The sequence below is a fragment of the Kineosporia mesophila genome (assembly GCF_021129235.1).
Classification (GTDB): Bacteria; Actinomycetota; Actinomycetes; order Actinomycetales; family Kineosporiaceae; genus Kineosporia; species Kineosporia mesophila.
Map to the genome: position 1 here is coordinate 84,679 of NZ_JAJOMA010000014.1, position 26,323 is coordinate 111,001.

Here is a 26,323-nt window from a genome sequence, read left to right on the forward strand (position 1 = left end):
GATGGCGTGGAAGATGCTGACGAGTGCGTCGGCTCGGCGTTCTTGGTGGGTGCGGGGGTCGGGGGTGCCGGCTCGGCGTGAGTAGTCGCGGCAGGCGTCGGCCAGGGCGTCCAGAACGGAGTGGATGAGCATGACGTGGTCGGCCTGGAGGATGGCTTCCAGTTGGCCCATACCGTCGGGCAGCGGGGAGGCGTAGACGCAGCGTTCTTTCATGCGTGCTTCACGACGCTTGCGGGCGGCTTCGGGGTCGACCTTCTGGATCTCCTGCTGGGCGATGTCTCGTGCCTGGCGTTGGTTCTTGCCGGCCAGACGGGCGGCCAGGGCTTTTTGGACGGTGTTCCAGGCGGGGGTGCCGGGTTGCAGGGCGATGCGCATCTGGGTGTTGACCGAAACCGCGGCCCGCCAGTCCAGGTTGCCTTCGCGGACCAGGGCCAGGATCAGTGGCAGGTCTTCGCAGATCTCGATGGAGTCCCCGACTCGTTCCATGGCGTCGCGGTTGCTCAGGCCGAGGTTCAGGGCGATCTCACTGCCGACCAGCTCGATGCCGTCGAGCGCGTCGTAGGAGGTGTTCGACGGGGTGCTCCGCGCCGCGAGAATAGCCGCCCGGTGGAGACATTCGGCCTGGGTTGCGTCAAGGTTCCGTTTGATCCGCTCGGACGCCACGACGGATCCCAGGCAGACGCTCTCCGAACCCGTTGACCAGGACGAGCTTTTGATGGCCTGATGAAGTTCGAGGGCGGACAGGGACCGGAGATCGACCTCCGGCCACGCCGACAGCAGAGCTTCTCCCATGACCGCGCCCCCGCACTCCTGGTTCGAACAGGTGTCCACAGTCTACGTCATTTTTGTGTAGGCAAGACCGCTCAAACCGGGAGTGACGCATGAGCAAACAGCAGCGGGGAAGCAGGCCCAGAGATCTAGAAAGCACCTATTAGCAAGAAGTTTGACGAAGCAACAGAATCAGCCTGACTCACATGACGTCAGCCTGCCGCAGCGCCTCGATGACACCGTCACGGCACTCGCAACCTCACCCGTTGAAGAATGCCGGCACTGTCAACAATATCGTCGGCATTCTCCGCGGCCGCAGGTCACCTGCTCTCCAGCCGCCCCAGCTCCGCGGACACCACCACGCCGGACGACGCGAGCCCCAGCCCGGCCTTGAGATACTCCGTCGTCACCTGCTGGATCATCGCCACCCGGGCCGGGTTCTCGTCGGTGGTCTCGGCCGCCTCGTACCCGGGAATGCCACCCAGCGAGTGCTCGCCCCCGAACACGGTGAGCAGGCTCTTGGGGCCGGGGCTCAGGTGATACGGGTCGGTCATCCAGTCGGCCCCACGACCGCTGAGCGGGGAGTCGTCACGGTCGCCGGCGACGATCAGGGCCGGGCGGGTCATGCCGCTGAAGTCCGGGTTGATGAACGGCAGCATCTGGACCGCCTCGGGAGTCATGTCGGAGCCCCGGCCGGCGGTGGCCAGGAGCACCCCGGTCCGGACCCGGGGGTCGGACAGGTCTTCCCCCTCACCCGTGACGCGGTCGAGCACTCTCAGCCCGAGCAGGCTGCCGGCGCTCTGCCCGCCGAAGGAGTGCCCGGCGACGGCCACCAGGGTCGGGTCGACGCGCCCGGCCAGGCCCGGAACGGCCCTCTCGACCTCGTCCCACGCATCGAGAACCCGCACCAGGTCCGCCACCCGCGTGCGCCAGACGTCCGCCCATCCCGGGTCACCGGGACCCACCCCGACCGTGCGGGAGTCGGGGAACGTCGGCTGCACCACGACGAAGCCCGCGGACGCCCAGTGGTCGGTCAGCGGTCCGTAACCGTGCATCGAGGAACCGAATCCGTGGGCGAACAGCAGGATCGGCAGACCGTCGCCGGACGCCGGGGCGGACACCCGGACCTGGAGGTCGCCGTCCCGTCCGGGGGCGGAGACGATGAGTGGCTTGACCGAGACAAGGGGTTCCATCAGAAGGCCTTTCGGGTCACCAATAAAACGGGACGCTGTCCCGTTTCGAATATACGGGACAGTGTCCCGTTTAACAACTAGACTCTCGTCCGTGACCGGGAAGACCTTGCGCGCCGACGCGCGCCGCAACCAGGAGACCCTGCTCGACGCGGCGGCCGCGGTGTTCGTCAGCCAGGGGGTCGAGGCCCCGATCCGGGCCATCGCGACCGAGGCCGGAGTGGGCACGGCCACCATCTACCGCCACTTCCCCACCCGAGCCGACCTGATCGTGGCGGTCTACCGGCATCAGGTGGAGGCACTCGCGGCCCGCGGGCCGGAACTGACCGGCCCCGACGTGACACCGCACCAGGCTCTCGGCCGGTGGCTGCACGAGTTCGTCGATTTCGTCATCACCAAGCACGGCCTGCCCGCAGTACTACAGTCCGCGGACCCCTGCTACGACCCACTGCACGAGTACTTCGTCGGGCGACTGGAGCCGGTCTGCGCCGAACTGCTGCGCGCGGCCGAGGATTCCGGCGAGATCAACCCGGGCCAGGACCCCTACGAACTGATGCGGGCCGTCGGCAGCCTGTGCGCGGGGTCCGGCACGACGAGAACGTATGACGCGCGGCACCTGGTCGGTCTCCTGGTGGCCGGGTTGGGCAAGTAGGACCCGAGAACCACCTCAGGGCGCGAGGTGCTCCTGCGCCCAGGCCGTCAGCTGATCCAGAGCCGGGCGCAGGGCGTAGCCGTGCTCGGTCAGCTCGTACCGCACCCGTAGCGGCGGCCCCTCGATCACCGTTCTGCTGACCAGGTTCTCACCGATCAGCTCGGTCAGTCGCTCATTCAGCACCCGGTCGCTGATGCCCGGCACGCCGCGACGGAGCTCGCTGAAGTACACCGACCCGGGCATCAGCGTGGCCAGCACCACCCCGGTCCAGCGTTTGCCCAGCAGGGTCATCACCCGGGAGAGCGGTTCCCCCAGGCTCTCGCACGCCTGCGCACTTGACACGAGCGACTCCTTCGCGCTTACCTCATCCAAGCGACTTACAAAAAGTAAGTTGCAAACTTTCCCTCAACTTCGTCCTCCATCATGCCTCACCCCGGGAGCCGTACCGTGACCACTCTCGAAGCCCGCATCCAGCGCCTGGAAGACCGCGCCGCCATCGTCGACGTCGTCATCAGCTACGCCACCGCCATCGACCGCCGCGACTGGAACACCTGGAGCTCGCTGTTCACCGACCAGGTGCACGTCGACTTCTCCGAGGCCGGGATGCCCGCCGCCGACTTCCCGCGGGAGCAGTTCGTCGGCTTCGCCCGGCAGGGCCTGGACATCTGGCCGGCCACCCAGCACCTGAGCCCGAACCACCAGGTGGTCATCAACGGCGACGAGGCCGTCTGCTACTCGGCGATGTACGCCCAGCACCACACCGAGCAGGGCGATTACGTGATGCGCGGCTCGTACGACAACCACCTCGTCCGCACGGCGGGCGGGTGGAAGATCGCCCGGCTGGTGCAGCACCTCAGCTGGCTGGAGGGCGACCCCCGGACGGCCGCATCGAGTTGACAGCCATTCCGCCCGGGTGTCGAATCAATACAGCTAGACTGTATTGATTCGACAAGGAGCGGTCATGAAGCTGACGAAGCACGTCCATGCCTGTGTGGTGCTCGAAGACCAGGGCACGACGATCGTGGTCGACCCGGGCACCTTCGCCACGAACGCCCGTGATCTCCTGAGCACGGCCGATGCCGTCCTGATCACCCACGACCACTTCGACCACTTCGACGTCGAAGCGGTCAAGGACGTCGTGGCCCAGCGCCCCGACCTGCCCGTCTACGCCCCGGCCTCGGTGATCGCGCAGATCGGGGCCGGCCACCTGATCGAGGCCACGGACGGCCTGGCATTCTCCGTCGGCCCGGTGCCGGTGCAGGTCTTCCTCACCGGCCACGCCAAGATCCACCCGGACCTGACGATGCCCGACAACGCCGCCTACCTGATCGGTGACAGCGCCGGTGGCAGCGTGTTCCACCCGGGCGACACCTACCTGGTGCCCGGTGTGGCCGTCGACACCCTGCTTGTGCCGACCAGCGGCCCCTGGACCAAGCTCGGCGAGGCCGTCGACTTCGTGCGGGCCGTCAGCCCGCGGCAGGCCGTGCAGATCCACGAGGCCATGCTCAGCGAGATCGGGCAGCAGTCCACCGCCCATTTCCTCAGCGAGAAGGGCCTGACCAGGACGCCTTTCACCGTGGTGCCGGTCGGCGAGTCGATCGAGATCGCGGGCTGATCCGTACGGTGAGGCCACGACAAAGGGGTCGCGACCAAACCCGTAGGCATGAAAATAGGCAAGGAACCCGCTCCCTGCCTCTAATAAGGTTATAGCGCAAGGGGGGCCTTGCGGCAAGGCCCTGGTCATGGCTCACAATCACCGATCGTGACCTGCCGTGCATCGGCATCAGATCGGAGCCCTACCTCATGAAAGCCCTCGACCACAGCGCTTTCAACCTTCCCGAAGACCGCGGCGCCAAGTCCGCCGCCCAGCTGATCGCCACGGACGAGAAGCATTTCGCCGAGATCGCCGGCACCCTCGAGCAGTCGATCACCGAGCTGACCGAGCGCCTCGACGCCGTGCGCCGGCTGCCCGGTGGCGGCGGTCCGCGCGCGCTCGAGCGCGACCAGGAGGTGCACCGGCTGACCTCGCGACTGCGAACTTTGCGGCGTTTCGGCCTGGATCTCTGCCTGGGCCGCATCGTGAAGGACGACGGCGAGACCCTGTACATCGGTCGCCTCGGTCTCACGGCCGACGACGGACGCCGCCTACTGCACGACTGGCGCTCGCCGGTCTCCGAGCCGTTCTTCGGCGCCACCCACGGTAGCCCGACGGGGCTGGCGAGCCGCCGGCGGTTCCGCTGGACGCAGGGCCGGATCACGGACTACTGGGACGAGGTGTTCACCGCCGACGGCCTCGAGGGCAACGCCGCGCTGGACGACCAGTCGGCGTTCATCGCCAGCCTGGGCAGCAACCGCTCACCCCGGATGCGCGACGTGCTGGGCACCATCCAGTCCGACCAGGACGCGATCATCCGCGCGGGTTCCCGCGGTGCCCTGATCGTCGACGGCGGCCCGGGCACCGGCAAGACCGTGGTCGCACTGCACCGCGCGGCCTACCTGCTCTACTCCGACCCCCGGCTGGGCCACCATCGCGGCGGGGTGCTGTTCGTCGGACCACACCAGCCGTACCTGGACTACGTGGGTGACGTGCTGCCGAGCCTGGGTGAGGAGGGCGTGCAGACCTGCACGCTGCGCGACCTGGTTCCGCAGGGCACCCGGGCCCGGCCGGAGACCGACCCGGAGGTGGCCCGGCTGAAGTCGGCACTGAACGTGGTGAAGGTGATCGACTCGGCCGTGCGGTTCTACGAAGAGGCCCCCACCGAGACCATGGGCCTGCGCACCCCGTGGGCCGAGGTCTGGCTCACCCCGGACGACTGGGCCCTGGCCTTCGACGCTCCCCCGCCCGGAACGCCGCACAACGAGAGCCAGGAGTACATCCTCGACGAGATCGCCTCGATCCTGGCCGACAAGCATCCGGCGGACGACAACGGTGACCGGCCCACCCCGCGGCAGGTGCGCAAGTCGTTGCGGCAGACAGCCGAGCTGGCGAGCGCCGTCAACCGGGGCTGGCCCTGGCTGGAGGCGGAAGACCTGATCTCCGACCTTTTCACGGTGCCCGCCTACCTGCGCCGCTGCGCCCCCTGGCTGACCCGCGAGGAGATCCGCCTCCTGCAGCGCGGCGAGCAGATCTGGACGCTGGAAGATCTTCCCCTGCTCGACGTGGCCCGTCAGCGGCTCGGCGACCCGCAGGCCGCCAAGCGCAAGATGCGACAGGACGCAGCGATCGCGGCCGAGGCCGAGCGCCGCGGTGCGGTCGCCGACGCTCTTCTGCAGGCCCAGGACGATTTCGAGGGTGCCGTGGCCATGCTGATGGGCAAGGACCTGCAGGACGCCCTGGTCGACGAGGCCGCCCGGCCCACCATGACTCCCGACGCCCTGGCCGGGCCCTTCGCCCACATCGTGGTGGACGAGGCCCAGGAACTGTCCGACGCCGAGTGGCAGATGCTGTTGCTGCGTAACCCTTCCCGCAGCTTCACCATTGTCGGCGACCGGGCCCAGGCCCGGCACGGGTTCACCGAGAGCTGGCCCGACCGCCTGAAGCGCGTCGGGCTCGACCGGATCGGGCTGGCCTCGCTCAGCATCAACTACCGCACCCCGGAAGAGGTGATGGCACAGGCCGAGCCGGTCATCCGCGCCGTCCTGCCGGACGCGAACGTGCCGACCTCGATCCGCAGCAGCGGCCTGCCCGTGCGCTACGGCACCCCGGTCGAGCTGAGTGACGTGCTCGACACCTGGCTGGCCGATCACGCCGAGGGAATCGCCTGTGTGATCGGCGATCCCACGTTCCGGCCGACCCCCCGCGTGCGCTCGCTGACGCCGGCCCTGGCCAAGGGCCTGGAGTTCGACCTGGTCGTGATCGTCGACCCGGAGAAGTTCGGCGACGGCACCGAGGGCGCCGTCGACCGGTACGTCTCGATGACCCGGGCGACCCAGCAGCTGGTGATCCTCAGCGACTGACGGCGGCGGACCGTTCCCTGGTCGGCAGGGCCCCCGAGGCCGAGTACTCCGCCGTGGCCCGGACCGCGATCCGGACGGCCTCGGTCAGGGGTGTCTTCTCGGCCAGCAGCACGGACAGCACGCCCCGGAAGCAGTCGTCGGCACCCGAGGAATCGACCGTCTCGGCCTCGGGTGCCTCGACGACCTCGGGTTCCTGCTCCTGGAGGGCGATCACGGCTCCCTGCCGGCCCAGCGGCACGACGACGTTCACCCGTAGCTGCTCGGCGAGACCCCCGGCCAGCGCGACCACCTCGGTCTCGTCGGTCTCGCTGACCAGGGCCGCCAGGGTGGGCAGGTCGGGCAGCAGGACATGGACGAAGGGGGCGAATGTCTCGACCCACGCCCGCAGGGCCGCGGCGTCGAGTCCGGGCACCGGGGTCGGGTCGAGCAGAACCTTGCCGTGGGCGTGAGAAAGCGCGGTCCGCACCACTTCCGGCGGTACGTCCAGGGCCACCAGGACCACGTCGGCCCCGGCCACCTCGTCGGTGTTCACGTCGTCAGGGCTCAGCGGCTCGTCGCTGCCCACCCCCAGCAGCGACACGCCGGGTTCCCCGAGAAAGGCCTGCGCCGCGGCTGCCTGATCGACGCCCCGGTCAATGATGATGATGCGATGGTCCTGCTGAGTACCGGTCACAGTGATCACGTCCCGCCCGCGTCGGATGTCTGTGAACTCACGGCGAGCCTAGTCAGCCCACCGCGGACGGGCGCGGGCGGCGTCACCCGTACGGAGCAACGGGCCACGTCCGAGCAGTTGCCCCAGCAGCCTCTCGGCCTCGTCGAGCGGGTCGGTGCGCCCGGTGCGCAGGGCCTTGTGGATGCGCAGCGAGACGACGCCGTGGGCGGTGGACCGGCCCCCCGCCGCCAACCGTCCAGCGTCGTCTCCGGCGCCCGCAACCGCTTCAACCTGCGACTGCTCCGGCTCCTGCCCCGGCCGGTGATGCTCAGCATCGTCGCGAGCGCGAACCAGCCGGCCTGAGAACCGATTGCGTCTGCCACCCGATCACGTCACCCGGTGCGGATGAACGCGAACCCCTGCGGGGCCAGCTCCCGGGTTCCGAACGCGGCCCCGGTGCGCAGGTCGGTGCCCTCGAACGTCACCGAGACCGGGACGACCCCGTGATTGATCACCGTGAGAACGTCACCGCGCCGGGCCGTCTCGACCCCTTCGGGCAGTTCGGCCGAGGGGATGTCCGCCGCCTCCAGCAGGCGGTTGGCGATCGCGTCCAGCCCGGCCGCGTCCGGCATGGTCGCGACGTACCAGCCCTGACCGCGACCCTTCCCACGACCCTGACCCCGGCCCTGCCCACGACCCTGCCCACGGCCCTGGCCGTGCCCCTGCCCACCCCCGTACTCGCGCCGGGTCAGGGCCGGGCGGCCCGCGGACGGGCCGTCTGTGAAGGTGGCCACGACCTCCGCGTCGTCGGCCCACAGCGCCTCGGCGAAGTAGGTTGCCCCGAAACCCGCCTCCCCGGAGGCGAAGGAGACCGACGTGCGGCCGGCACCGCCGGTGCCCGCCTCGTCCTGAAGCACCCTCTCCCCCGCCCTCTCGGCGACCCGCTGCCGGACCGGGGGCGGCAGGGGACGGAAGTCCTCGACCCCGACCCCCAGCAGCGGGCCCAGCCGGGTCAGGAAACCGCCGTCGCAGAAACGGTCCTGCGCGTCCACGACGTCGCTGAACGGGCCGGTCAGCAGCACGCCGCCGTTCTCCACGAAGGTGGTCAGCGGGGTCTCGTCGCGGATCAGGTAGAGAACCGGTGCGACCGCGAGACGGTAACGGGCGTCGACCTTCTCGGGCGGCACGATGTCGACCTGGACGCCGCGCCGGTGGAACGCGCCGTACCACTCCCGGATCAACGTCAGGTAGTCGAGAGTGGCAGGATGGTCGGGGTTCTCGACGGCCCACCAGTTCTCCCAGTCGAACACCAGAGCAACGGACGCGTCGTCACCGGGAGGGGGCAGGCCGGGCAGGGCGGCGAGGTCGGCCCCCAGGGTGGACGCCTCCTGCCAGGTGCGGGTGCGGGTACCGGCGTGCGGGAGCATGGCGGAGTGGAACTTCTCACTGCCCGCGCGGGACTGCCTCCACTGGAAGTAGAAGATGCCGTCCGCGCCGCGCCCGACCGACTGCGCGGTCTCGGCCGCCAGCTGACCGGGCTGCTTCGACGGGTTCGTGGGACGCCAGTTGACCGCGTCGGTGGCCTGTTCCATCAGGATCCACGGCGTGCCGCGCTTCAGCGAGCGCATCAGGTCACGCTGGAAGGCGGTGTTGCGCACCCGGTGCGGGTCTTGCGGGTCGGGGTAGCAGTCGTCGGTGATGACGTCGATGTGCTGAGCCCAGTCGGCGTAGTTGGCGGGCTTGAAGGCCCCCATCATGTTCGTCGAGATCGGCTGGGTGGCACCGGCGGCGCGGATGATGTCGCGCTCGGCCAGGTAGCACTCCAGCCACAGGTCGGACATGAAGCGCTGATAATCGAGCAACTGCGCGGGGTTACGGCTGTAGGGGGCCTTGAGCGGGGGCATCACCTGGGCCCACTCGCCGTACCGCTGCGACCAGAACGCCGTGCCCCAGGCCTCGTTCAGCGCCTCGATGCTGCGGTAGCGCCACAGCAGCCATTCCCGGAAGGCCTCCTGGGCGGCGGGTGAGTACTCGACCGGCAGGTGACATCCGTACTCGTTGTTGACGTGCCACATCACCACACCCGGGTGCCGCGCGTACCGCGCCGCCAGACGCGTCACCAGTTCGGCGGCCAGACGCCGGTAGGTCTTCGACGCGGGTGAGTAGTGCTGCCGGGACCCGTGCCAGTAGGTGGCGCCGTTCTCGTCGGTGGCGAGGATGTCCGGGTGCTCGATGCTCATCCAGGGCGGCGGCGAGGCGGTGGCCGTGGCCAGGTTCACGCCGATACCGGCCGCGTGCAGCTTGCCGATGACGGTGTCGAGCCAGGTGAAGTCCCAGACGCCCGGAGCCGGCTGCAGCCGCGACCAGGAGAAGATGCCCAGGCTCACGGTGGTCACACTGGCCCGTTTCATCAGGCGCACGTCGTCGTCCCAGACGTGTTCCGGCCATTGTTCGGGGTTGTAGTCCGCGCCGTAGAGCATGGGTTCGTCAGCGTCCTTGCCGTCGGGAACGTCCGTCGGGCGCCATTCTCCCTTTTGTCCCCGTCACCGTGACGCCCCCGCCCGCTCTGTGATCCAGCCCACCTCACGGCCCGGTTTCCGCGCCGCGCGGCGACCTATCCTGCCCCGGAAGCCGCATCACCGAACGAGTCAGGAGCCAGGCCCGTGTTCTCGAAAATACTGGTGGCGAACCGGGGCGAGATCGCCGTACGGGCCTTCCGCGCGGCCTACGAGGTCGGCGCCCGCACCGTGGCGGTCTTCCCCTACGAGGACCGCTGGAGCGAGCACCGGCTGAAGGCCGACGAGTCCTACGAGATCGGCGAGCGCGGGCACCCGGTGCGCGCCTACCTCGACCCGGAGACGATCGTGGCGACGGCCGTGCGGGCCGGGGCCGACGCGATCTACCCGGGTTACGGGTTCCTGTCCGAGAACCCGGCCCTGGCCGAGGCCTGTGCCCGGGCCGGCATCACGTTCATCGGGCCGGGCCCGGACGTGCTGGAGCTGACCGGCAACAAGGCGCGGGCGATCGCGGCGGCCCGGGCGGCGGGCGTTCCCACGCTCGCCAGTATCGAGCCGACCCGCGACGTCGACGAGCTGGTGGCCGCGTCGCAGCAGCTGCCCTACCCGCTCTTCGTCAAGGCCGTCGCCGGGGGCGGCGGGCGCGGCATGCGGCGGGTCGACCGCCCGGAGGACCTGCGCGAGGCGGTCGGGGTCTGCATGCGCGAGGCCGACGGCGCGTTCGGTGACCCGACGGTGTTCATCGAGCAGGCCGTGGTGGACCCGCGGCACATCGAGGTGCAGATCCTCGCCGACGGCGAGGGGAACGTCATCCATCTGTTCGAGCGCGACTGCTCGGTGCAGCGACGTCACCAGAAGGTCATCGAGATCGCCCCGGCCCCGAATCTCGACCCGGAACTGCGGACGCAGATGTGCGCGGACGCGGTGCGGTTCGCCCGCGAGATCGGGTACCGGAACGCGGGCACGGTGGAGTTCCTGCTCGCACCCGACGGCACGTACGTGTTCATCGAGATGAACCCGCGCATCCAGGTCGAGCACACGGTGACCGAGGAGGTCACCGACGTCGACCTGGTGCAGTCGCAGCTGCGCATCGCCTCGGGCGAGACGCTGGCCGACCTGGGTCTGTCGCAGGACACCGTGCGGCTGCGGGGCGCGGCCCTGCAGTGCCGGATCACCACCGAGGACCCGGCCAACAACTTCCGCCCGGACACCGGTGTCATCACCACCTACCGCTCTCCCGGCGGCGGGGGCGTGCGGCTGGACGGCGGCACGGCCTACACCGGAGCCGAGGTCAGCGCGCACTTCGACTCGATGCTGGCCAAGCTCACCTGCCGGGGCCGCACGTTCACCTCGGCGGTGGAGAAGGCCCGCCGCGCCGTGGCCGAGTTCCGGATCCGCGGGGTCTCCACCAACATCCCGTTCCTGCAGGCGGTGCTGGACGACCCGGACTTCGCCTCCGGGCACGTCACCACCGCCTTCATCGAGACCCACCCGCACCTGCTCCAGGCCCGCGGTACCGGCGACCGGGGCAGCAAGCTGCTGACCTACCTGGCGAACGTGACGGTGAACCAGCCGCACGGGCCGGCGCCGGTGATGCTCGACCCCACGCTGAAGCTTCCCGCCACCGACCTGAACCGCGCCGCACCGCACGGAACCCGGCAGCTGCTGCTGGATCTCGGTCCGCAGGAGTTCGCCCGCAGCCTGCGAGAGCAGAACCGGGTCGCCGTCACCGACACCACGTTCCGGGACGCCCACCAGTCCTTGCTGGCCACCCGCGTCCGTACGCGGGACCTCCTGACCGTCGCGCCCCACGTCGCCCGGACCACCCCGCAACTCTGGTCGATCGAGGCCTGGGGCGGGGCGACCTACGACGTGGCGCTGCGGTTCCTGGCCGAGGACCCGTGGGAGCGCCTGGCATCGCTGCGCGAGGCGGTGCCGAACGTCGCCCTGCAGATGCTGCTGCGCGGCCGCAACACCGTGGGCTACACGCCGTACCCGACCCGGGTGACCGACGCGTTCGTGGCCGAGGCCGCGTCCACCGGTATCGACGTGTTCCGCATCTTCGACGCCCTCAACGACGTCGAGCAGATGCGTCCCGCGATCGAGGCGGTGCGGGCGACCGGCACGACCGTGGCCGAGGTGGCCCTCTGCTACACCGGCGACCTCTCCGACCCGGGCGAGAAGCTCTACACGCTGGACTACTACCTGCGCCTGGCCCACCGCATCGTGGAGGCCGGGGCGCACGTGCTGTGCATCAAGGACATGGCCGGGCTGTTACGCGCACCGGCGGCGTCGCGGCTGGTGACGGCGCTGCGGTCGGAGTTCGACCTGCCCGTGCACCTGCACACCCACGACACCGCGGGCGGTCAGCTGGCCACCCTCACCGCGGCGATCGCGGCCGGGGTGGACGCGGTCGACGCGGCCTGCGCCTCGATGGCCGGCACCACCTCCCAGCCGCCGATGTCCGCGCTGGTGGCCGCGACCGACCACAGCGAGCGCGAGACCGGCCTGGATCTGCGGGCGGTCAACGCGCTGGAGCCGTACTGGGAGGCGGTACGCCGGGTCTACGCTCCGTTCGAGTCCGGGCTGAGCTCGCCGACCGGGCGGGTCTACCGGCACGAGATCCCGGGCGGGCAGCTGTCGAACCTGCGGCAGCAGGCGATCGCGCTGGGCCTGGGCGAGAAGTTCGAGCAGATCGAGGACATGTACGCCGCGGCGAACGACATCCTGGGCAACGTGCCCAAGGTGACCCCGTCGTCCAAAGTCATCGGCGACCTGGCCCTCTCGCTCGTGGCGGCCGGGGCCGACCCGGAGGGGTTCGCCCAGCACCCGGGCTCCTTCGACATCCCCGACTCGGTGATCGGTTTCCTGAACGGCGAGCTGGGTGACCCGCCCGGCGGCTGGCCCGAGCCGTTCCGCACCCGGGCCCTGGAAGGGCGTTCCTGGACGGCCCCTTCGGAGGAGCTGAGCGCCGAGCAGGAGGAAGCGCTCGCGGCGGATCCCCGCAAGGCCCTGAACGAGCTCCTGTTCCCCGGCCCGGCAAGAATTTTCGCCGAGGCCCGGTCGACCTACGGCGACACCTCCGGGCTGCCCACCCTGGACTACCTCTACGGTCTGCGCCGGGGCGAGGAGCACGTGGTGGAGCTGTCCGAGGGCAAGACCCTGATCATGGGCCTGCAGTCGATCAGCGAGCCGGACGAGAAGGGCTTCCGCACCGTGATGGCCCGGCTGAACGGGCAGATGCGGCCGATCAGCGTGCGCGACACCAAGATCGCGGCCGAGATCCCGTCGGCCGAGAAGGCCGATCCGGCCCGGCCCGGGCAGGTGGCCGCGCCGTTCCAGGGCGTGGTGACGCTGGTGGTGGCCGCGGGCGACAAGGTGGCCGCCGGGGACACGGTCGCCACGATCGAGGCGATGAAGATGGAGGCCTCGATCACCGCCCCGGTCGAGGGCGTGGTGCAGCGGCTGGCCTTCAGCGGGGTGCAGAGCGTGGACGGTGGTGACCTGGTGCTCGAACTGGCCTAGCCGTTCAGCCCTCTGCCCGGATCTTCTGTGCGCTGCTCAGACCCTTCCGCCGTGGTCGGGCAAACCTTCCCCGGGGAAGGTTTGCACGATCACGGAAGGGTTTTCAGTAGGCGCTCGTCGATGCCTGGCCCGCCAGCACGGTGCGCGCCGACGACAGACCGAGGCGGGTGGCACCGGCGGCGATCATCGCCTCGGCGTCCTCGAGGGTCCGGATGCCGCCGGAGGCCTTGATCCGCACCTGCGGGCTGATGGCCGCGCGCATCACCTCGACGGCGTGCACGGTGGCGCCGCCGGTCGGGTGGAAACCGGTGGAGGTCTTCACGAAGTCGGCGCCGGCGCGGGTCGCGGCCCGGCACACGGCGGTCAGCTGCTCGTCGGTCAGGGCGGCCGACTCGACGATCACCTTGAGCAGGTGCGGGGCGGGGACCGCGGCCCGGACGGCGGCGATCTCCTGCTCGGTCGTGGAGTAGTCACCGGACACCGCGGCGCCGACGTTGATCACCATGTCGATCTCGTCCGCCCCCTCGGCGACGGAGCGCTTCGCCTCGTCGGCCTTCACGGCGGCACTGTGGGCGCCGCTGGGGAAACCGCACACCGTCACGACCGCGAGATCCGAACCGGCCGCAGCCTCCTTGGCGACGGTCACCAGGGACGGCGACACGCACACACCGAACACGGCGAGCTCCCGGGCGTCGGCGACGAGCTTGCGCACGTCGTCGGGCGTGGCTTCCGGCTTGAGCAGCGTCTGGTCGATGTAACGGGCGAGGTTCTCGGTCATGGTTCTCACCCTACGGGGCCGCCGGGAGACGATCGGCAGCCGGTCGGCGGTGCCCGGGCAACTGAACAACCCACCATGGAGGACGAGCCTCAGGACGCGGAGGGCCCGCTCACGGGGGTGGGCCCTCCCGGTATTCGGCCGGACCAGCGTGACGCCCTTCCGAAAAGTGGCGGCGCCCACCACTCCTTCTCCGGTAGAAAGTGGTCATGGCCTGGCGCACCGCAGAATCCCTGCCCGCCCTCGTGCGCGCCGCCGGCGGTCTCTGGGCCACCGATCGCGCCCGGCACACGCTCTTCCTGAGCCTCAGCTCCCGGGCCCTGGAGCCGGACGGCCCCGCGCACACGGGTGGCTGGTGGCAGGCGACCGACGGCGCCGTGACCGGAAGCTACCTGCTCACAACCATCCGGACCCTGATCCTCGGCCCCCTCCCACCCGATGCCGGCCGGGCCCTGGCCGTCGAACTGGCCGACCGGGGAACCTCCGTCCAGGCGGTGCAGGGCCCCCGGGACACGGTCGAGGAGTTCACCGCCACCTGGGAGCCCCGCACCGCGCGGTCCCGGGCCGGCGAGATGGCCCAGAAACTCTTCCACCTCGAGCAGCTGATCAAGCCCTACCCGTGGCCCGCCGGTTCCGCCCGCACCGCCCTGCCCCCGGACCGCGGCCTGCTGCTGGACTGGTTCCGCGCGTTCGGCGACGAGACCGGCGCGGTCGTCGACCTGCCGGCCTCGGTCGACGACCGCCTCGCCACCGGATCACTGACCCTGTGGGAGGTGGACGGGCACCCGGTCTCGCTGGCCGGCACCACCGTCCCCACCGGCGGCACCTCCCGCGTCACCTCGGTGTACACGCCACCTTCGTTGCGCGGCAAGGGTTATGCCGCGGGCGCGGTGACCGCGAGCATCCGCCGCGCCATCCGCGAGGGCGCCACCACGGTCGTGCTCTTCACCGATCTGGCGAACCCCACGAGCAATGCCCTCTACCGCCGGCTGGGTTTCGAGCCCGAGACCGACTTCCTGCAGATCACCTACGCCGGATAAGGGCCCGATCCGGTGCGGCCCTTCCCAGACGGGGATCGCCGATCCATGGATGAGTGGACTCTGCCACCCGGCCCGCAGGCGGCGCAGGCTGTCGCCCATGGACATCACCAACAGCACCGTTCTCATCGCCGGCGGCACCAGTGGCCTGGGGCTCGGCATCGCCCGCAAGCTCGCCGCGGCCGGTAGCACCGTCATCGTCGGGGGCCGCCGGGCCGGCCTGCTCGCCACCATCGCCGCCCAGAACCCGGGCATCGGCACCGTGGAGATCGACGTCACCGACGACGCCTCCGTGGCCGCGGCCCGCGACGCGGTGCTCGCGCAGTACCCCGGCCTGAGCGCCGTGATCACCATGTCGGGCATCATGATTGCCGAAGACCTGCGCAAGGCTGACCATTTCGAGACGACCCGGCGCACGGTCGAGACGAACCTGCTCGGCACCGTCCGCGTACTGGACGCGTTCACCCCGCACTTCCTCCAGCGCGGCACCGGCACCCTCGTCACCGTGACGTCGGGCATCGCGTTCGTGCCGTTCCCGCTGACCCCGGCCTACGGGGCGACGAAGGCGGGCATCCACTCGTACACCGAGTCGCTGCGCGAGCAGCTGGCCGGCACCGGTGTCGAGGTCACCGAGCTGATCCCGCCGCTGGTGGCGACCACGCTGATGGGTGACGACCAGGCGAACGACCCGAACGCCATGCCGCTGCAGGACTTCGTCGACGAGTCGGTGGGCCTGCTCTCCCAGCAGCCCACGCCGCGCGAGGTCACGGTGGAGCGGGTCAGGGCCCAGCGCCACGCGGTGGTCAACGGCATCTACGACCAGATGCTGACCCGGTTCTCCGGGGCCCTCGCCGCCCTGGGGCGTTAAGCGCGCGCGTTCGCGACGAACTGCCGGATCTTCGCGTGATCCTTCACCCCGCGCGCCGATTCCACGCCGCTGGACACGTCGACACCGTCGGGGCGCAGATTCTCGATCTGCGCCCCGACGTTGCCGACCCCCAGGCCACCGGCCAGGATCCACGGCGTGCGGGGCAGGAGAGCCCGGTCGGGAACCTCCATGAGCCGGCCCTGGCCGGGTTCCGGAGCGTCCAGGAGAAGACGGGCATCAACAGTGGACGAGGAACCGCCCGCGACGTACTCGGCCAGCGACAGCGCCCGCATCACCGTGAACCCCGCGTCCACGGCCTGTTGCAGGTCGGCGTCGGGCTCACCGCCGTGGAACTGGACGGTGCGCACGCCACCCTCCCGGGCCACGCGCAGCACCTCCTCGACCGGCCGCCCCCGCACCACCAGGACGGTCTCGACCGGAACGTCACCCCGCCCGTCCACCATCAGCGCGTCGACGATCGACCGGATCTGCGCCGGCTCGACGTGACGCGGACTGGCCGGGTGGTAGACGAAACCGATCGCGTCGGCCCCGGCGTCCACGGCCACTCGGGCTGACGGCAGGTCACGCAGGCCACAGATCTTCACGAACACCGGGCCATTCTGTCAGGACGCCTTCCAGCCCAGTTCCGGGGCGATCAGCTCGGTGGTGTCACGCAGGATCTGCTCGTAGTCCTCCCGGACGAACTCGTAGGGCAGCTCCAGGCGCAGCTCCGAGACCTCGGCCAGCACCGGGTCGGCGTGCAGCTTCTGGAGGATCTCGTCGCTCGGGCCGACCAGGTCCGCCCCGACGTGCATGCGCCGGCCGCCGAACTCGACCGGGGCCAGGGTGCGCTCGTGCCGGCTCGCCGCGTACGCGCGGTAGCGCTCGCGGGTGGCCCGCGAGGCACTGTCGAACGGCACGATCACCCGGCCCAGGGCGACACGACCGGCGCAGAGCTGCCGGTACTCGCGCACCAGCCGGAGCTGGGACTGCAGGAACGTCTCCTGCTCCGCGGCCACGATGTTGCCGGTGAGCAGGTTGAGCCCCTGCTCCCCCGCCCAGCGCACCGAGCGGATGCTGCCCCCGCCGTACCAGACCCGGCCGGCCAGGCCCGGGCTGTACGGCTGGAGCCGGGGCCGCTGCACGTTGCCCGGTGAGCGGATCACCGTGTCGTCGTCGCCGAGGAAGTCGCCCCGCAGGTTGGCCAGGAGCCGCTCGATACGCCCGTACGACAGGTCGTAGGTGTGCCAGTCGCCGTCGAAGACCAGGTGCCCCATCAGGTCGGCGTGCGGGGGCACGCCCGCGCTGAAGCCGGGCTGCAGCCGCCCGCGCGAGAGCACGTCGGACAGGGCCAGGTCCTCGGCCAGCCGGAAGGGACTCTCGTAACCGATCGGGATCACCGCGGTACCGAGCTCGATGCGGCGGGTGCGCTGACCGGCCGCGGCCAGGAACACCGCCGCCGAGCCGACACCGTGCTCCAGATGGCGCTGGCGGATCCAGCCGCCGTCGAAACCCAGGGCCTCGCCGTACTCGAAGAGCTGGAGAGTGTCCTCGAGACCGGAGTACGGATCGTCGTCGTCGAAGTTGCCGGGAGTCAGGAACGCCAGGGAGGTAATGGCCGGCATGCTCGGTTCGGACCGCCTTCCGTTTCTCTGCACCACCACATTCTCTACTGAAGCAATAGAGATTACGGGACGTCCGGTCGGATCACCACGGATGGGCGAGGAAAACTTCCACCCCCGACCCGACCCTCCCCACAGCCGATGCAGCCACCATCACCGCAAACGCCCACTGCGGTCCTGGCCAGAACCGGGCCTCGACGCGGACGCGTAGCGGGCCCGAGAGGGACGGCCCGCGGGCGGCCGATCTCCTGCGGGCCGACGGCGTGGTCACCATGGAGACCGGTACCGTCCCGGAGGCCACCGACCGGGGCTTCCGGATCGGTGGCGACGAGTTCGCGGTGCGCCACCTGGGTGAGGCCGCGGAACGACCGAACGCCCGCGCCGACGAGGCCCTCCACCGGGAGAAGAACCGCCGGCGCGAACGTGATCAGGTCAGGCGAACCAGGCGTCCGTGATCTTCTGGTTGTCCAAGGCCCACTTCCGCGCGGTCTCGGCCTCCTGGCCGGACCCCGCCTCCTGGATCCGGGACATCAGCCCGGCGAGGGCGTCGTCCTCGATCCGGTAGTTCTTCAGCCAGCCCGCGACCTCGGGGTTCGCCTCGCTGAAGCCCCTGGTGGCGATGGTGGTGAGCTGGTCGGGGTCGCCCCAGTTGCCGTCCGGGTCGTCGAGCGTCTTGATCGGGAACTTGCCGAACGCCCAGTGCGGCGTCCAGAGCGTCACCACGATGTCCTGCTGACGCCTGATCGACGACTGGAGCTCGGCGAGCATCGCCGCGGTGCTGCCCTCGACCAGGGTGAAGTCGTCCAGGCCGTACTTCGGCATGATGCTCTCGCGCATCACCTTCATCTCACCGGCGCCGGCCTCGATCCCGACGACGCGCCCGCCGAAGTTGCTCCTGCGGCTCCTCAGGTCGGCGATCGAGCTGATGTCCGTGTACTCGGGTACCGCCAGCACCAGGGTGCCGTTGGTCCACGTGCCGACGGTCTCCAGGTCGTCCTCGAACCGGTCCCAGTAGTCGGCGTGGGTGCCGGGCAGCCAGGCGTCCATGTACAGGTCGATCTGGCCGTTCGCGACACCGGTGAAGGTGCTGGCGACGTCGAGGTCCTGGAGCGTCACGCTGTAGCCGCGCTGCTCGAGCAGCACCTTCCAGAGGTTGGTCGAGGCGATGCACTCGTCCCAGCCGGCCACCACGGCCATGCTGAGCGTCTTGCTGTCCCCGTCGTCGCCGTTGCTCGAACCGGAGCCCGAACCGCCGCTGAACCGGGCGGTCTGGCCGCTGCACGCGGCCAGACCGGCGGTGGTGGCGGCCACCAGGCCGCCAAGCAGGGAACGCCTGCTGAAACTGCTTGTCACGATTGATTTCTCCCTTTCGGAAGGCTTCAGGAAGCCGCGAGGGCAGCCTCGCCGGCCGGCTGGGTCCCGGTCCCGGCGGAGGGCCGCGGCTGCTGATCGGTGGCCGGCCGCTTCTCGGCGGGACGCCGCGGGCGGCGGCGCGGCTGTCCCAGGGCGTGGCTCAGACGGTCGAGGTAGATGGCCAGCAGCACGACGCCCAGACCACCCTCGAAGCCCGCGCCGACGTCCAGGGTGCTGATGCCGCGCACGACCACGGAGCCCAGGCCGTCGGCGCCGACCATGCCGGCGATGACCACCATGGACAGGGCCAGCATGATCGTCTGGTTGATGCCGGCCAGGATCGACGGCATGGCCAGCGGCACCTGGACCCGGCGCAACGTCTGCAGCGGCTTGGTGCCGAACGCCTGGGCCGCCTCGACGACCTCGGCGTCGACCCCGCGGATGCCCAGCTCGGTGAGCCGCACGGCCGGCGGGATCGCGAAGACGGTGGTGGCGACCACGCCCGGCACCACGCCGACGCCGAAGAAGAACACGGCCGGGATCAGGTACACGAACACCGGGAGGGTCTGCATCAGGTCGAGCAGCGGGCGGGCCACGCCACTGACGCGGCGGCTGCTGGAGGCGGTGATCCCGACCGGCACGCCGATCAGCACCGCGATGACCGCGGCGACGACCACGACCGCGAGGGTCTGCATCGCCTCGATCCACAGGTCCATCGCCTGGATCAGGATGAACGCGGCCAGGGCGAACAGGGCCAGGCCGACCTGGCGCAGCACCAGTGGCAGCGCCACGAAGACCAGGGTGACGACGTAGGCGTGCGGTGCGGTGAGCACGTACAGCACCGCGTTGAGCAGGTGCAGCATCACGTCGGTGACCAGGTCGAAGACCGGGCCGAGGTGCTCGGTGAGCCAGTCGACGGCGTCGCTGACGGGCGAGCCCAGATCGATGACGGGGATCTCAGGCATGGGCTTCCTTCCCGTTCTCGCGCACCGGTTTCTCGCGCACCGGTTTCTCGCGCACCGGTTTCTCGCGTAACGGTTGCTCGCGGCCCGGTTTCTCGCGGACCGGTGTGGCCAGGGCGGCGAGCAGCGTGGCCTGCGGGATGACGCCGAGCAGTTGTCCGCCGGGGCCGGTGACCGCGAGCGGCACGCTGCTCCGGCCGGCCAGCGAGAAGATGTCGCTCAGGGCGGCATCGTCGCGGACCCGCTGGTGGTCGTCGCCCACCGAGCCCGCCACCGGCTCCTGCATGATGTCGCCGGCCGTCAGCACGCGGGTACGGTCGACGTCGGCGATGAACTCCGAGACGTATTCGTCGGCAGGGGTTTTCAGGATCTCCTGGGCCGTGCCCAGTTGCACCACGCGACCGTCACGCATGATCATGATCCGGTCGCCCATCCGCATCGCCTCGTTGAGGTCGTGCGTGACGAAAACGACCGTGCGTTTGAGGTCTCGCTGCAGAGTCATCAGCAGGTCCTGCATGTCGCGGCGGATCAGCGGGTCGAGCGCACTGAAAGGCTCATCCATCAGCAGGATGTCGGCGTCCGACGCGAGAGCCCGCGCCAGCCCGACCCGCTGGCGCATACCGCCGGAGAGCTCGCCGGGAAGGGAGTCGCCCCAGTCGCCGAGACCGACCGTCTCCAGCGCCCAGTCGGCCCGCTCGTGGCGTTCGGCGACGGGCACCTGGCGGACCTGCAGGGCGTAGGCGGCGTTTTCCCGTACGGTGAAGTGCGGAAACAACGCGAAGTGCTGAAAGACCATGTTGATCTTACGGTTCCGGAGACCGCGCAGATCGTCCGGGTTCATCGCCGCGACGTCGCGGCCGTCGATGACCAGACGGCCGGCGGTCGGCTCGACCAGCCGGTTGAGCATGCGCAGCACGGTCGACTTACCGGAGCCGGACAGTCCCATGATGACGAAGAACTCGCCCTGCTCGACGGTGAAGCTGACGTCGTCGGCCGCTGCTTTCTTCGCGACCGCGTTCGCGCCGACGGGCCCGGGCCGCTTCGCGCCGAACCACTTCCTCCATCCACTGGAGGCATCCGGGGCGCCGTAGACCTTCGTCAACCCGGTGACTTCGATGGCAGGTTCGGCACTGGGCGCCTGGGTGGGCAGTGCCGGCTGCGGACTCCATGTGCCTGAAGTCAATGGCCGCTCCATTTCACTTGCTACGCCGCGAGGGCCTTCTTCTCTGCTGCTGTGAAAATCGCGGTTCACCCTCGCGCCGGTCTTGACAGAGTGTCAAGCCAAGTGAATTTTGTTGCGCCGCAAGTGCGCCCGGCCCACCCGGGACGGACCGGCCCGGATGGGCTTCCGAAGTGCGCCGGAGCAAGGCGTTTCGGAGACATCGCCGAGGGAACTTCCGGCGTTACGTGACGCTCGTCTCAGTCACGCTGAGCAATGACCGCGTCACCACGATTCTGGCGGTCATAGCATGAGTCAGCGCGCCTCGCGCACCTGGTCGCCGGGCCAGGTGTGCGAGAGCGCGCTGAAACGGGTCTTTCGGTGTTCTTAATGGACGACGGCCAGAGGGCTGTGCGAGCGGGTGATGAGACCGTTCCCCACCGATCCGGTGAGCAAGCCGGCCGTCAGCCCCCGACCGCGGTTACCGACCACGACGATCCCGCAGCCGTGGGAGGCGTCGGAGAGCACCGGTACGGCCGTTCCCTCGACGAGTTCGTACCGTACTCCCACTTCCGGGAAGCAACGGTGCACCCAGGCGACGGCCAGCTCCCCGACCCGGGTCGCCTCCTGTGCCTCCTCGTAGGCCACGGTGACCACCAGCGGCACGCCCTGACGGCCCGCCCGCTCGGCGGCGAAGGACAGGGCCCGCTCGGCGCCGGTGGAACCGTCGTACCCGACGGTCACGCACCGGCCGCGGACCACGCCTGCTCCCGGGCTGACCACGACGACCGGGCAGTGGGCCCGGGCCACGACCGCGGCTGTGGTGTTACCGAGCACCCGGCCCTCGATGGCCCGGTACTCCGGCACGCCCAGCACCACCAGCTCCGCCGTACACGAGGCCGTGACCAGCGAACGACTGATGCCGGACAGACCCGTCTCCAGCGTCACCGGCAGTTCGGGCGCCAGGCGGCGCACCCGGGCCAGTCCGTCCTGCAGCACGATGGCCGAGGCCCGCTCCAGCGGTTCCGGCGCACCGCCCGCGCCGGGTTCGGCCGGACCCCGTTCGGCCACGTGCAGGATGAGTAGTTCCGAGCCCCGCTCGGCGGCGTCGACCGCGGCCCAGTCGAGGGCTGCCTGTGCGGACGCAGATCCGTCGTAACCGACGACAGTCTTGCGTGTCCTGAACGTCATGATCAGCTCCTTCCCCGCTGCCCTCAGTCTGCTTCAGCCCCCGCACAGCGTCCACGGGCGAAAGTCCCCTCATCGCGCAACGGTCGCCCGCCCCTTGGCCTGATCACGGAAAGAAGGAAGACTCCACGGGATGCTGACGATTCGTCCGTACCGGGCCGACGACCTCGCCGCCTGCTACGGCATCTGCGTGCGCACCGGGGCGGCCGGCCACGACGCGCGGGGGAAGTTCGGGAGTGACGAGTTGCTCGGCGACCTCTTCGCCGCGCCCTACCTGGCGCTCGAGCCGCAGTGCGCGTTCGTCCTCACCGACGACGACGTGCCGGTGGGCTACGTGCTCGGCACCGCCGACACCCCGGCGTACGTGCGCCGCTACCGGGAGATCTGGGTTCCGCGACTGCTGGAGCGGTATCCGGGTGAGCCCGCCGCGTCCGACCGGAGCCTGCTCCAGCTGGGCCTGCACCCGGAGAACATGCTGGTACCGGGCCTGGAGGCCTACCCGGCCCACCTGCACATCGATCTGCTGCCGCAGGTCCAGGGCGGTGGCCACGGCCGGGCCCTGATCGAGCGGTTCCTGCGCACGGTGCACACGGCCGGGGCCCCCGCCGTGTATCTGGGCATGGATCCGGCCAACACCCGCGCCCTGGGTTTCTACGAGCGCCTGGGCTTCCGGGTGCTCGAGGTCGGTGACCCGGACGACCTGTACCTCGGCCGTCCCACCGCTGCCCCCTGATCCCGGCCGGTACCGCGGGGACGTCGAAGAACCTCACCAGCAGCCAGGACCGCGGGATGCCGAGGTAGCTGGTGACCAGGAAGAGCAGCGTGAACCAGGCGTCGAACGAGAACGCGGGTGCGGGGGCCGGCACCTCCGGACGCCAGAACCACGGCCGGCGGCCCGGGCGAAGGGCGTCACCTCGACCCGGGTGCCGGCCAGAGTCTCGTGACAGCGCACGAGGGCAGCCTCGTCCCAGTCGTCGGTCAGGAACGGCACCCCGGACCGGGCCCGGTCGAGCGTGAACCCGTCCTCCCGGCGCAGCACCACCGGAACGCCCTGCCGCAGCAGCAGATACAGCGGGCCGACACCCGGTTGCCGCCGGGCGGGCCGACAGGTCGCAGTCGCCGATCCGGGCCGAGAACCGTTGCAGGCCGGCATTTCAGCAAAACCTTTCGATCCAGATCGGTTTCATGACCGCCGCCCGTTGCCGTCCTGCCGATCATGTTCTGGCCGGGCGGACGACCGGCAAGAGCCTGTGAGAGGCCTGCGCCGGACGAGCCCCCGTGGGGCGACAGCGCGCCGAAATCAGCCGTCTACCGGGCCGTTCCCGTCAGGACCAACCCCAGATGGAGAAGTTCTGGCCGCCGAGGTGGGGGCCCATGATCAGGCGGGTGTAGAGGAAAGTGTCGGCCGGAAGCTGTCCGGGCGGGAACCAGCCCAGCGCGTCGCAGAGATCCGGTTCCAGCACGGCGGGCACCCCGTGCCAGCGGGTGACGACGAAGCTGAACCCGATGCGCGGCTCGCCGCCGGGCGGGCGCACGTGCGCGACCCCGTTGAAGGCGAGGTCGCCCGGGTCACAGGTCACGCCGAGCTCCTCGTGCAGTTCCCGCCGCACCGCCTGGGGCAGGCTCTCCCCGGCCTCGAGCTTGCCGCTGGGCAGGGCCCACTGACCGCTACCGGGAATGTCCCCGGCCCGTTTCATCAGCAGCAGGCGGCCGTGGTCGTCTTTCAGCAGCCCGAAGACGTCCACGAGGCTCGCGTGATCATTTCCAGCCACGCCGCAGACGCTACCGGTCGGAACTGACCCGCCGGTAGCCTGAGTTCCGCGCGCGTACCAGGTCCTGTCCTAGACGATCTCCAGCCCGGCCTCGGCGATGGCCACCACGCTGCCGGACAGGTCGCCGAAGTCCTGGCCGCCCATCGCCCCGGCCCCGACCCGGGCCTGCACGCCGAGAACGATGGCAGCGAACTTGAAGTGGGCGAAAGCCCGGTACCAGTCGAGGTCTTCGACATCGATCCCGGTCTGGGCCGACCACCGGGCGGCGATCGCGTCAGCCCCCGGAAAACCCGGCAGCGTGGTCACCGAGCGCACCAGCGTGGGCGCCAGACGCTCGACCGACTCCCAGTAGAACATCAGCAGGCCCAGATCGGTCAGCGGGTCGCCGAGCGTCGACATCTCCCAATCAAGGACGCCGTTGAGCTTCGGGTGCCTCTCGTCCACCACGCAGTTGTCGAGTCGGTAGTCGCCGTGGACGACGCACGCCGCACTGCTCACGGGCGGCCGCTGGGCCAGGATCCAGGCCAGCTCCGCGAGCGCGTCGACCGGGGGCGCCGGGGTGGCCTCGATCTGCCGGGTCCAGCGCCGCACCTGGCGCTCGGCGAAACCCTCCGGCCGGCCGAAATCCCCCAGCCCGACAGCCTTCGGGTCGACGGTGTGCAGATCGGCGAGCACGTCCACGAGGTTCTCCCCCAGGTGGGCGCGATCCTCGAGGTCGTACGCCGGCGGCAGGGTGTCGGTGACGACGACGCCAGGCACCCTGGTCATCACGTAGAACGGCACCCCGATCAGCTCACCGGCATCCTCCAGCACGATCTCCGGCACCGGCACGGTGCTTTCGGCCAGGACCCGCTGGACGCGGGTCTCCCGCCCCATGTCGTGCGCGGTCGGCAGCACGTTCCCGCTCGGCGGACGCCGCAGAATCAGCTCCCCGGCCGCACTCAGCAGCCGGAACGTCAGGTTGGACCGGCCGCCCGTGATCAGCTCGGCCCGCACGTCCCGCCAGCCCTCGTCGCCGGTGGCCCGCACCAGGGCCGGAGCGACCAGATCGGGCCGGGCCAGACGCCTGACCTCATCCATCCGCACCGCGCTCCTTCTCCACCGCCCTGACCGTGCTCCACCCACCGTGATCAACGCCGGGAGTTCGTCACCTGCCGTTCGCGCCGTTCAGCCTACTCGCGCCATAAACTCGGCCCATGGGCGACGAGGGCCGGTCCGCGGGACCACTCACGGGGCTGCGGGTGCTCGAGCTCGCGGGAATCGGGCCGGTTCCGCACGCCGCGATGATCCTGGCCGATCTGGGGGCCGACGTCGTTCGGGTCGACCGGCCCGGGGGCCTGGACGCCGGTGACCAGGTGCTGCGCGGGCGGCGGGCCGCCGAGCTCGATCTCAGGTCCCCGGCGGGCCGGGACACCCTGCTGGAGCTGGCCGACCGGGCCGACGTGCTGCTGGAAGGATTCCGGCCGGGTGTGACGGAGCGACTCGGGATCGGGCCGGACGTGTGCCTGGCCCGCAACCCGCGCCTGGTCTACGGCCGGATGACCGGCTGGGGTCGCACTGGCCCGCGGGCGCACCAGGCCGGGCACGACATCAATTACCTGGCCCTGGCCGGGGTGCTGCACGGCATCGGCCGGCCCGGGGAGCGGCCCGTGCCCCCGATGAACCTCGTCGGTGACTTCGGTGGCGGGTCGATGTTCCTGGTCACCGGTGTGCTGGCCGCACTCGTCGAACGCGGGGTCTCGGGGCGGGGGCAGGTGGTGGACGCCGCCATGGTCGACGGGGCCTCGCTGCTGATGCAGATGATGTGGTCGTGGCGGGCTCAGGGCGGCTGGACCGATACCCCCGGCTCCAACCTGCTCGACGGGGGCGCACCCTTCTACGACACCTACCGCTGTGCGGACGGCCGGCACGTCGCGGTCGGCGCCCTCGAACCTGCCTTCTACGCGCAGCTTCTCGACGGTCTCGGGATCACCCCGGACGAGCTGCCCGACCGGGCCGACCGCGGGAGCTGGCCGATCCTGCGCGAACGGTTCACCGCCGCGTTCGCCCGGCACGATCTGGCCCACTGGCGGGACGTGTTCGACGGGTCCGACGCCTGCGTGACGCCCGTCCTCAGCATGACCGAGGCCCTGGACGACCCGCATCTGCGCGCGCACGGCACCCATCTCGAGATCCACGGCGTCCCGCAGCCCGGCCCGGCGCCGCGCTTCTCCCGGACCCCACCCGGAAACCCGGCTCCACCGGCATCTTCCGGGATCGGGGCCGCCGCCGTGCTCCGCGACTGGCCGGCCCCGGGTGCCTGAGCACGTGAACAGTTCCTTCCCGGG

Annotated in this window: 25 protein-coding genes and 1 pseudogene; 10 read left to right on the plus strand and 16 right to left on the minus strand. The window is 70.3% G+C overall.

Translation table 11 applies throughout. The annotated features are described in order from the left end of the window. Positions 1–66 precede the first annotated feature (66 nt). Both LR393_RS37095 and LR393_RS20260 read right to left on the minus strand, forming a co-directional pair. Positions 67–792, minus strand: a pseudogene (locus LR393_RS37095) (DUF222 domain-containing protein); the annotation flags it as partial. A gap of 296 nt (positions 793–1,088) precedes the next feature. Then, entirely contained in the window at positions 1,089–1,961 is an 873-nt protein-coding gene (locus LR393_RS20260) for an alpha/beta hydrolase family protein (protein WP_231485622.1), read from the minus strand. Positions 1,962–2,052: 91 nt separating this feature from the next. Here LR393_RS20260 and LR393_RS20265 point away from each other — a divergent pair, with 91 nt between their 5' ends. Next, on the plus strand, positions 2,053–2,610 hold the full coding sequence (locus LR393_RS20265; protein ID WP_231485623.1) for a TetR/AcrR family transcriptional regulator: 558 nt from the start codon (positions 2,053–2,055) through the stop codon (positions 2,608–2,610). Between the two features lie 15 nt (positions 2,611–2,625). Here LR393_RS20265 and LR393_RS20270 read toward each other — a convergent pair whose 3' ends face one another. Then, positions 2,626–2,952: a winged helix-turn-helix transcriptional regulator gene (locus tag LR393_RS20270; RefSeq protein WP_231485624.1), complete on the minus strand. Its 327-nt coding sequence runs from the start codon at positions 2,950–2,952 to the stop codon at positions 2,626–2,628. A 105-nt stretch (positions 2,953–3,057) separates the two neighbouring features. Between LR393_RS20270 and LR393_RS20275 the strand changes: the two genes are divergently transcribed. The 3 genes from LR393_RS20275 to helR all read left to right on the plus strand — a co-directional run bounded on the left by LR393_RS20275 (position 3,058) and on the right by helR (position 6,567). Beyond that, entirely contained in the window at positions 3,058–3,507 is a 450-nt protein-coding gene (locus tag LR393_RS20275) for a nuclear transport factor 2 family protein (protein WP_231485625.1), read from the plus strand. A gap of 64 nt (positions 3,508–3,571) precedes the next feature. After that, positions 3,572–4,225: an MBL fold metallo-hydrolase gene (locus tag LR393_RS20280; protein WP_231485626.1), complete on the plus strand. Its 654-nt coding sequence runs from the start codon at positions 3,572–3,574 to the stop codon at positions 4,223–4,225. A 188-nt stretch (positions 4,226–4,413) separates the two neighbouring features. Then, complete coding sequence (gene helR, locus LR393_RS20285) at positions 4,414–6,567, plus strand: RNA polymerase recycling motor ATPase HelR (protein WP_231485627.1); 2,154 nt, start codon at positions 4,414–4,416, stop codon at positions 6,565–6,567. On the opposite strand, the gene LR393_RS20290 is transcribed toward helR, so the two are convergent. The 3 genes from LR393_RS20290 to LR393_RS20300 form a co-directional block, all read right to left on the minus strand. After that, a complete protein-coding gene (locus LR393_RS20290) occupies positions 6,557–7,240 on the minus strand; it encodes a carbohydrate kinase family protein (RefSeq protein ID WP_231485629.1) in 684 nt (227 codons plus the stop codon). The two genes, helR and LR393_RS20290, sit on opposite strands and share 11 nt — an antisense overlap. Before the next feature lie 48 nt (positions 7,241–7,288). After that, the gene (locus tag LR393_RS20295; protein ID WP_231485631.1) at positions 7,289–7,471 is read right to left on the minus strand and encodes a hypothetical protein; all 183 of its coding nucleotides are present in this window, start codon (positions 7,469–7,471) and stop codon (positions 7,289–7,291) included. A gap of 140 nt (positions 7,472–7,611) precedes the next feature. Continuing rightward, positions 7,612–9,699 carry a beta-galactosidase gene (locus tag LR393_RS20300; RefSeq protein ID WP_231485633.1) on the minus strand — a complete coding sequence of 696 codons (2,088 nt, stop codon included), beginning with the start codon at positions 9,697–9,699 and terminating at the stop codon, positions 7,612–7,614. Positions 9,700–9,882: 183 nt separating this feature from the next. Between LR393_RS20300 and LR393_RS20305 the strand changes: the two genes are divergently transcribed. Further along, complete coding sequence (locus LR393_RS20305; protein WP_231485635.1) at positions 9,883–13,260, plus strand: pyruvate carboxylase; 3,378 nt, start codon at positions 9,883–9,885, stop codon at positions 13,258–13,260. A gap of 103 nt (positions 13,261–13,363) precedes the next feature. On the opposite strand, the gene deoC is transcribed toward LR393_RS20305, so the two are convergent. Beyond that, entirely contained in the window at positions 13,364–14,038 is a 675-nt protein-coding gene (deoC, locus tag LR393_RS20310) for a deoxyribose-phosphate aldolase (RefSeq protein WP_231485639.1), read from the minus strand. Between the two features lie 206 nt (positions 14,039–14,244). Here deoC and LR393_RS20315 point away from each other — a divergent pair, with 206 nt between their 5' ends. Together LR393_RS20315 and LR393_RS20320 are read left to right on the plus strand one after the other, a co-directional pair. Beyond that, positions 14,245–15,075 carry a GNAT family N-acetyltransferase gene (locus tag LR393_RS20315; protein ID WP_231485640.1) on the plus strand — a complete coding sequence of 277 codons (831 nt, stop codon included), beginning with the start codon at positions 14,245–14,247 and terminating at the stop codon, positions 15,073–15,075. A gap of 97 nt (positions 15,076–15,172) precedes the next feature. Continuing rightward, entirely contained in the window at positions 15,173–15,940 is a 768-nt protein-coding gene (locus tag LR393_RS20320; protein ID WP_231485641.1) for an SDR family oxidoreductase, read from the plus strand. Here the strand turns inward: LR393_RS20320 and LR393_RS20325 are convergent. After that, on the minus strand, positions 15,937–16,551 hold the full coding sequence (locus LR393_RS20325) for a phosphoribosylanthranilate isomerase (protein WP_231485642.1): 615 nt from the start codon (positions 16,549–16,551) through the stop codon (positions 15,937–15,939). The genes LR393_RS20320 and LR393_RS20325 overlap by 4 nt on opposite strands. A 12-nt stretch (positions 16,552–16,563) precedes the next feature. Continuing rightward, complete coding sequence (locus LR393_RS20330) at positions 16,564–17,565, minus strand: LLM class flavin-dependent oxidoreductase (RefSeq protein ID WP_231485643.1); 1,002 nt, start codon at positions 17,563–17,565, stop codon at positions 16,564–16,566. Between the two features lie 269 nt (positions 17,566–17,834). Here LR393_RS20330 and LR393_RS20335 point away from each other — a divergent pair, with 269 nt between their 5' ends. Continuing rightward, entirely contained in the window at positions 17,835–18,017 is a 183-nt protein-coding gene (locus tag LR393_RS20335; protein WP_231485644.1) for a hypothetical protein, read from the plus strand. On the opposite strand, the gene LR393_RS20340 is transcribed toward LR393_RS20335, so the two are convergent. From LR393_RS20340 to LR393_RS20355, 4 genes are all read right to left on the minus strand, one after another. Beyond that, the gene (locus tag LR393_RS20340) at positions 17,995–18,915 is read right to left on the minus strand and encodes a glycine betaine ABC transporter substrate-binding protein (protein WP_231485645.1); all 921 of its coding nucleotides are present in this window, start codon (positions 18,913–18,915) and stop codon (positions 17,995–17,997) included. The two genes, LR393_RS20335 and LR393_RS20340, sit on opposite strands and share 23 nt — an antisense overlap. A 26-nt stretch (positions 18,916–18,941) precedes the next feature. Next, on the minus strand, positions 18,942–19,880 hold the full coding sequence (locus tag LR393_RS20345) for an ABC transporter permease (protein ID WP_231485646.1): 939 nt from the start codon (positions 19,878–19,880) through the stop codon (positions 18,942–18,944). Further along, positions 19,873–21,129, minus strand: a complete 1,257-nt coding sequence (locus tag LR393_RS20350) for a quaternary amine ABC transporter ATP-binding protein (protein ID WP_231485648.1) — start codon at positions 21,127–21,129, stop codon at positions 19,873–19,875. The genes LR393_RS20345 and LR393_RS20350 overlap by 8 nt, the downstream gene beginning before the upstream one ends. 294 nt (positions 21,130–21,423) lie before the next feature. Then, the gene (locus LR393_RS20355) at positions 21,424–22,227 is read right to left on the minus strand and encodes a universal stress protein (RefSeq protein ID WP_231485650.1); all 804 of its coding nucleotides are present in this window, start codon (positions 22,225–22,227) and stop codon (positions 21,424–21,426) included. Positions 22,228–22,357: 130 nt separating this feature from the next. Between LR393_RS20355 and LR393_RS20360 the strand changes: the two genes are divergently transcribed. Next, positions 22,358–22,957 carry a GNAT family N-acetyltransferase gene (locus LR393_RS20360; RefSeq protein WP_231485651.1) on the plus strand — a complete coding sequence of 200 codons (600 nt, stop codon included), beginning with the start codon at positions 22,358–22,360 and terminating at the stop codon, positions 22,955–22,957. A 33-nt stretch (positions 22,958–22,990) separates the two neighbouring features. On the opposite strand, the gene LR393_RS37100 is transcribed toward LR393_RS20360, so the two are convergent. From LR393_RS37100 to LR393_RS20370, 3 genes are all read right to left on the minus strand, one after another. Then, entirely contained in the window at positions 22,991–23,377 is a 387-nt protein-coding gene (locus LR393_RS37100; RefSeq protein ID WP_407937338.1) for a TDP-N-acetylfucosamine:lipid II N-acetylfucosaminyltransferase, read from the minus strand. A 172-nt stretch (positions 23,378–23,549) separates the two neighbouring features. Next, positions 23,550–23,996, minus strand: coding sequence for an NUDIX domain-containing protein (locus tag LR393_RS20365; protein ID WP_231485652.1), 447 nt, complete (start codon positions 23,994–23,996; stop codon positions 23,550–23,552). Positions 23,997–24,065: 69 nt separating this feature from the next. Then, a complete protein-coding gene (locus tag LR393_RS20370) occupies positions 24,066–25,076 on the minus strand; it encodes a phosphotransferase family protein (protein WP_231485653.1) in 1,011 nt (336 codons plus the stop codon). Between the two features lie 116 nt (positions 25,077–25,192). On the opposite strand from LR393_RS20370, the gene LR393_RS20375 reads away from it, so the two are divergent. Then, entirely contained in the window at positions 25,193–26,299 is a 1,107-nt protein-coding gene (locus LR393_RS20375) for a CaiB/BaiF CoA transferase family protein (RefSeq protein WP_231485654.1), read from the plus strand. Positions 26,300–26,323: the final 24 nt, after the last annotated feature.

Coding starts and splice junctions, on each gene's coding strand:
- LR393_RS20260 (WP_231485622.1), bottom strand. CDS start 1,961: ATGGAACCCCTTGTCTCGGTCAAGCCACTCATCGTCTCCGCCCCCGGA.
- LR393_RS20280 (WP_231485626.1), top strand. CDS start 3,572: ATGAAGCTGACGAAGCACGTCCATGCCTGTGTGGTGCTCGAAGACCAG.
- helR (WP_231485627.1), top strand. CDS start 4,414: ATGAAAGCCCTCGACCACAGCGCTTTCAACCTTCCCGAAGACCGCGGC.
- LR393_RS20300 (WP_231485633.1), bottom strand. CDS start 9,699: ATGCTCTACGGCGCGGACTACAACCCCGAACAATGGCCGGAACACGTC.
- deoC (WP_231485639.1), bottom strand. CDS start 14,038: ATGACCGAGAACCTCGCCCGTTACATCGACCAGACGCTGCTCAAGCCG.
- LR393_RS20315 (WP_231485640.1), top strand. CDS start 14,245: ATGGCCTGGCGCACCGCAGAATCCCTGCCCGCCCTCGTGCGCGCCGCC.
- LR393_RS20320 (WP_231485641.1), top strand. CDS start 15,173: ATGGACATCACCAACAGCACCGTTCTCATCGCCGGCGGCACCAGTGGC.
- LR393_RS20330 (WP_231485643.1), bottom strand. CDS start 17,565: ATGCCGGCCATTACCTCCCTGGCGTTCCTGACTCCCGGCAACTTCGAC.
- LR393_RS20335 (WP_231485644.1), top strand. CDS start 17,835: ATGGAGACCGGTACCGTCCCGGAGGCCACCGACCGGGGCTTCCGGATC.
- LR393_RS20345 (WP_231485646.1), bottom strand. CDS start 19,880: ATGCCTGAGATCCCCGTCATCGATCTGGGCTCGCCCGTCAGCGACGCC.
- LR393_RS20355 (WP_231485650.1), bottom strand. CDS start 22,227: ATGACGTTCAGGACACGCAAGACTGTCGTCGGTTACGACGGATCTGCG.
- LR393_RS20360 (WP_231485651.1), top strand. CDS start 22,358: ATGCTGACGATTCGTCCGTACCGGGCCGACGACCTCGCCGCCTGCTAC.
- LR393_RS37100 (WP_407937338.1), bottom strand. CDS start 23,377: ATGCCGGCCTGCAACGGTTCTCGGCCCGGATCGGCGACTGCGACCTGT.
- LR393_RS20370 (WP_231485653.1), bottom strand. CDS start 25,076: ATGGATGAGGTCAGGCGTCTGGCCCGGCCCGATCTGGTCGCTCCGGCC.
- LR393_RS20375 (WP_231485654.1), top strand. CDS start 25,193: ATGGGCGACGAGGGCCGGTCCGCGGGACCACTCACGGGGCTGCGGGTG.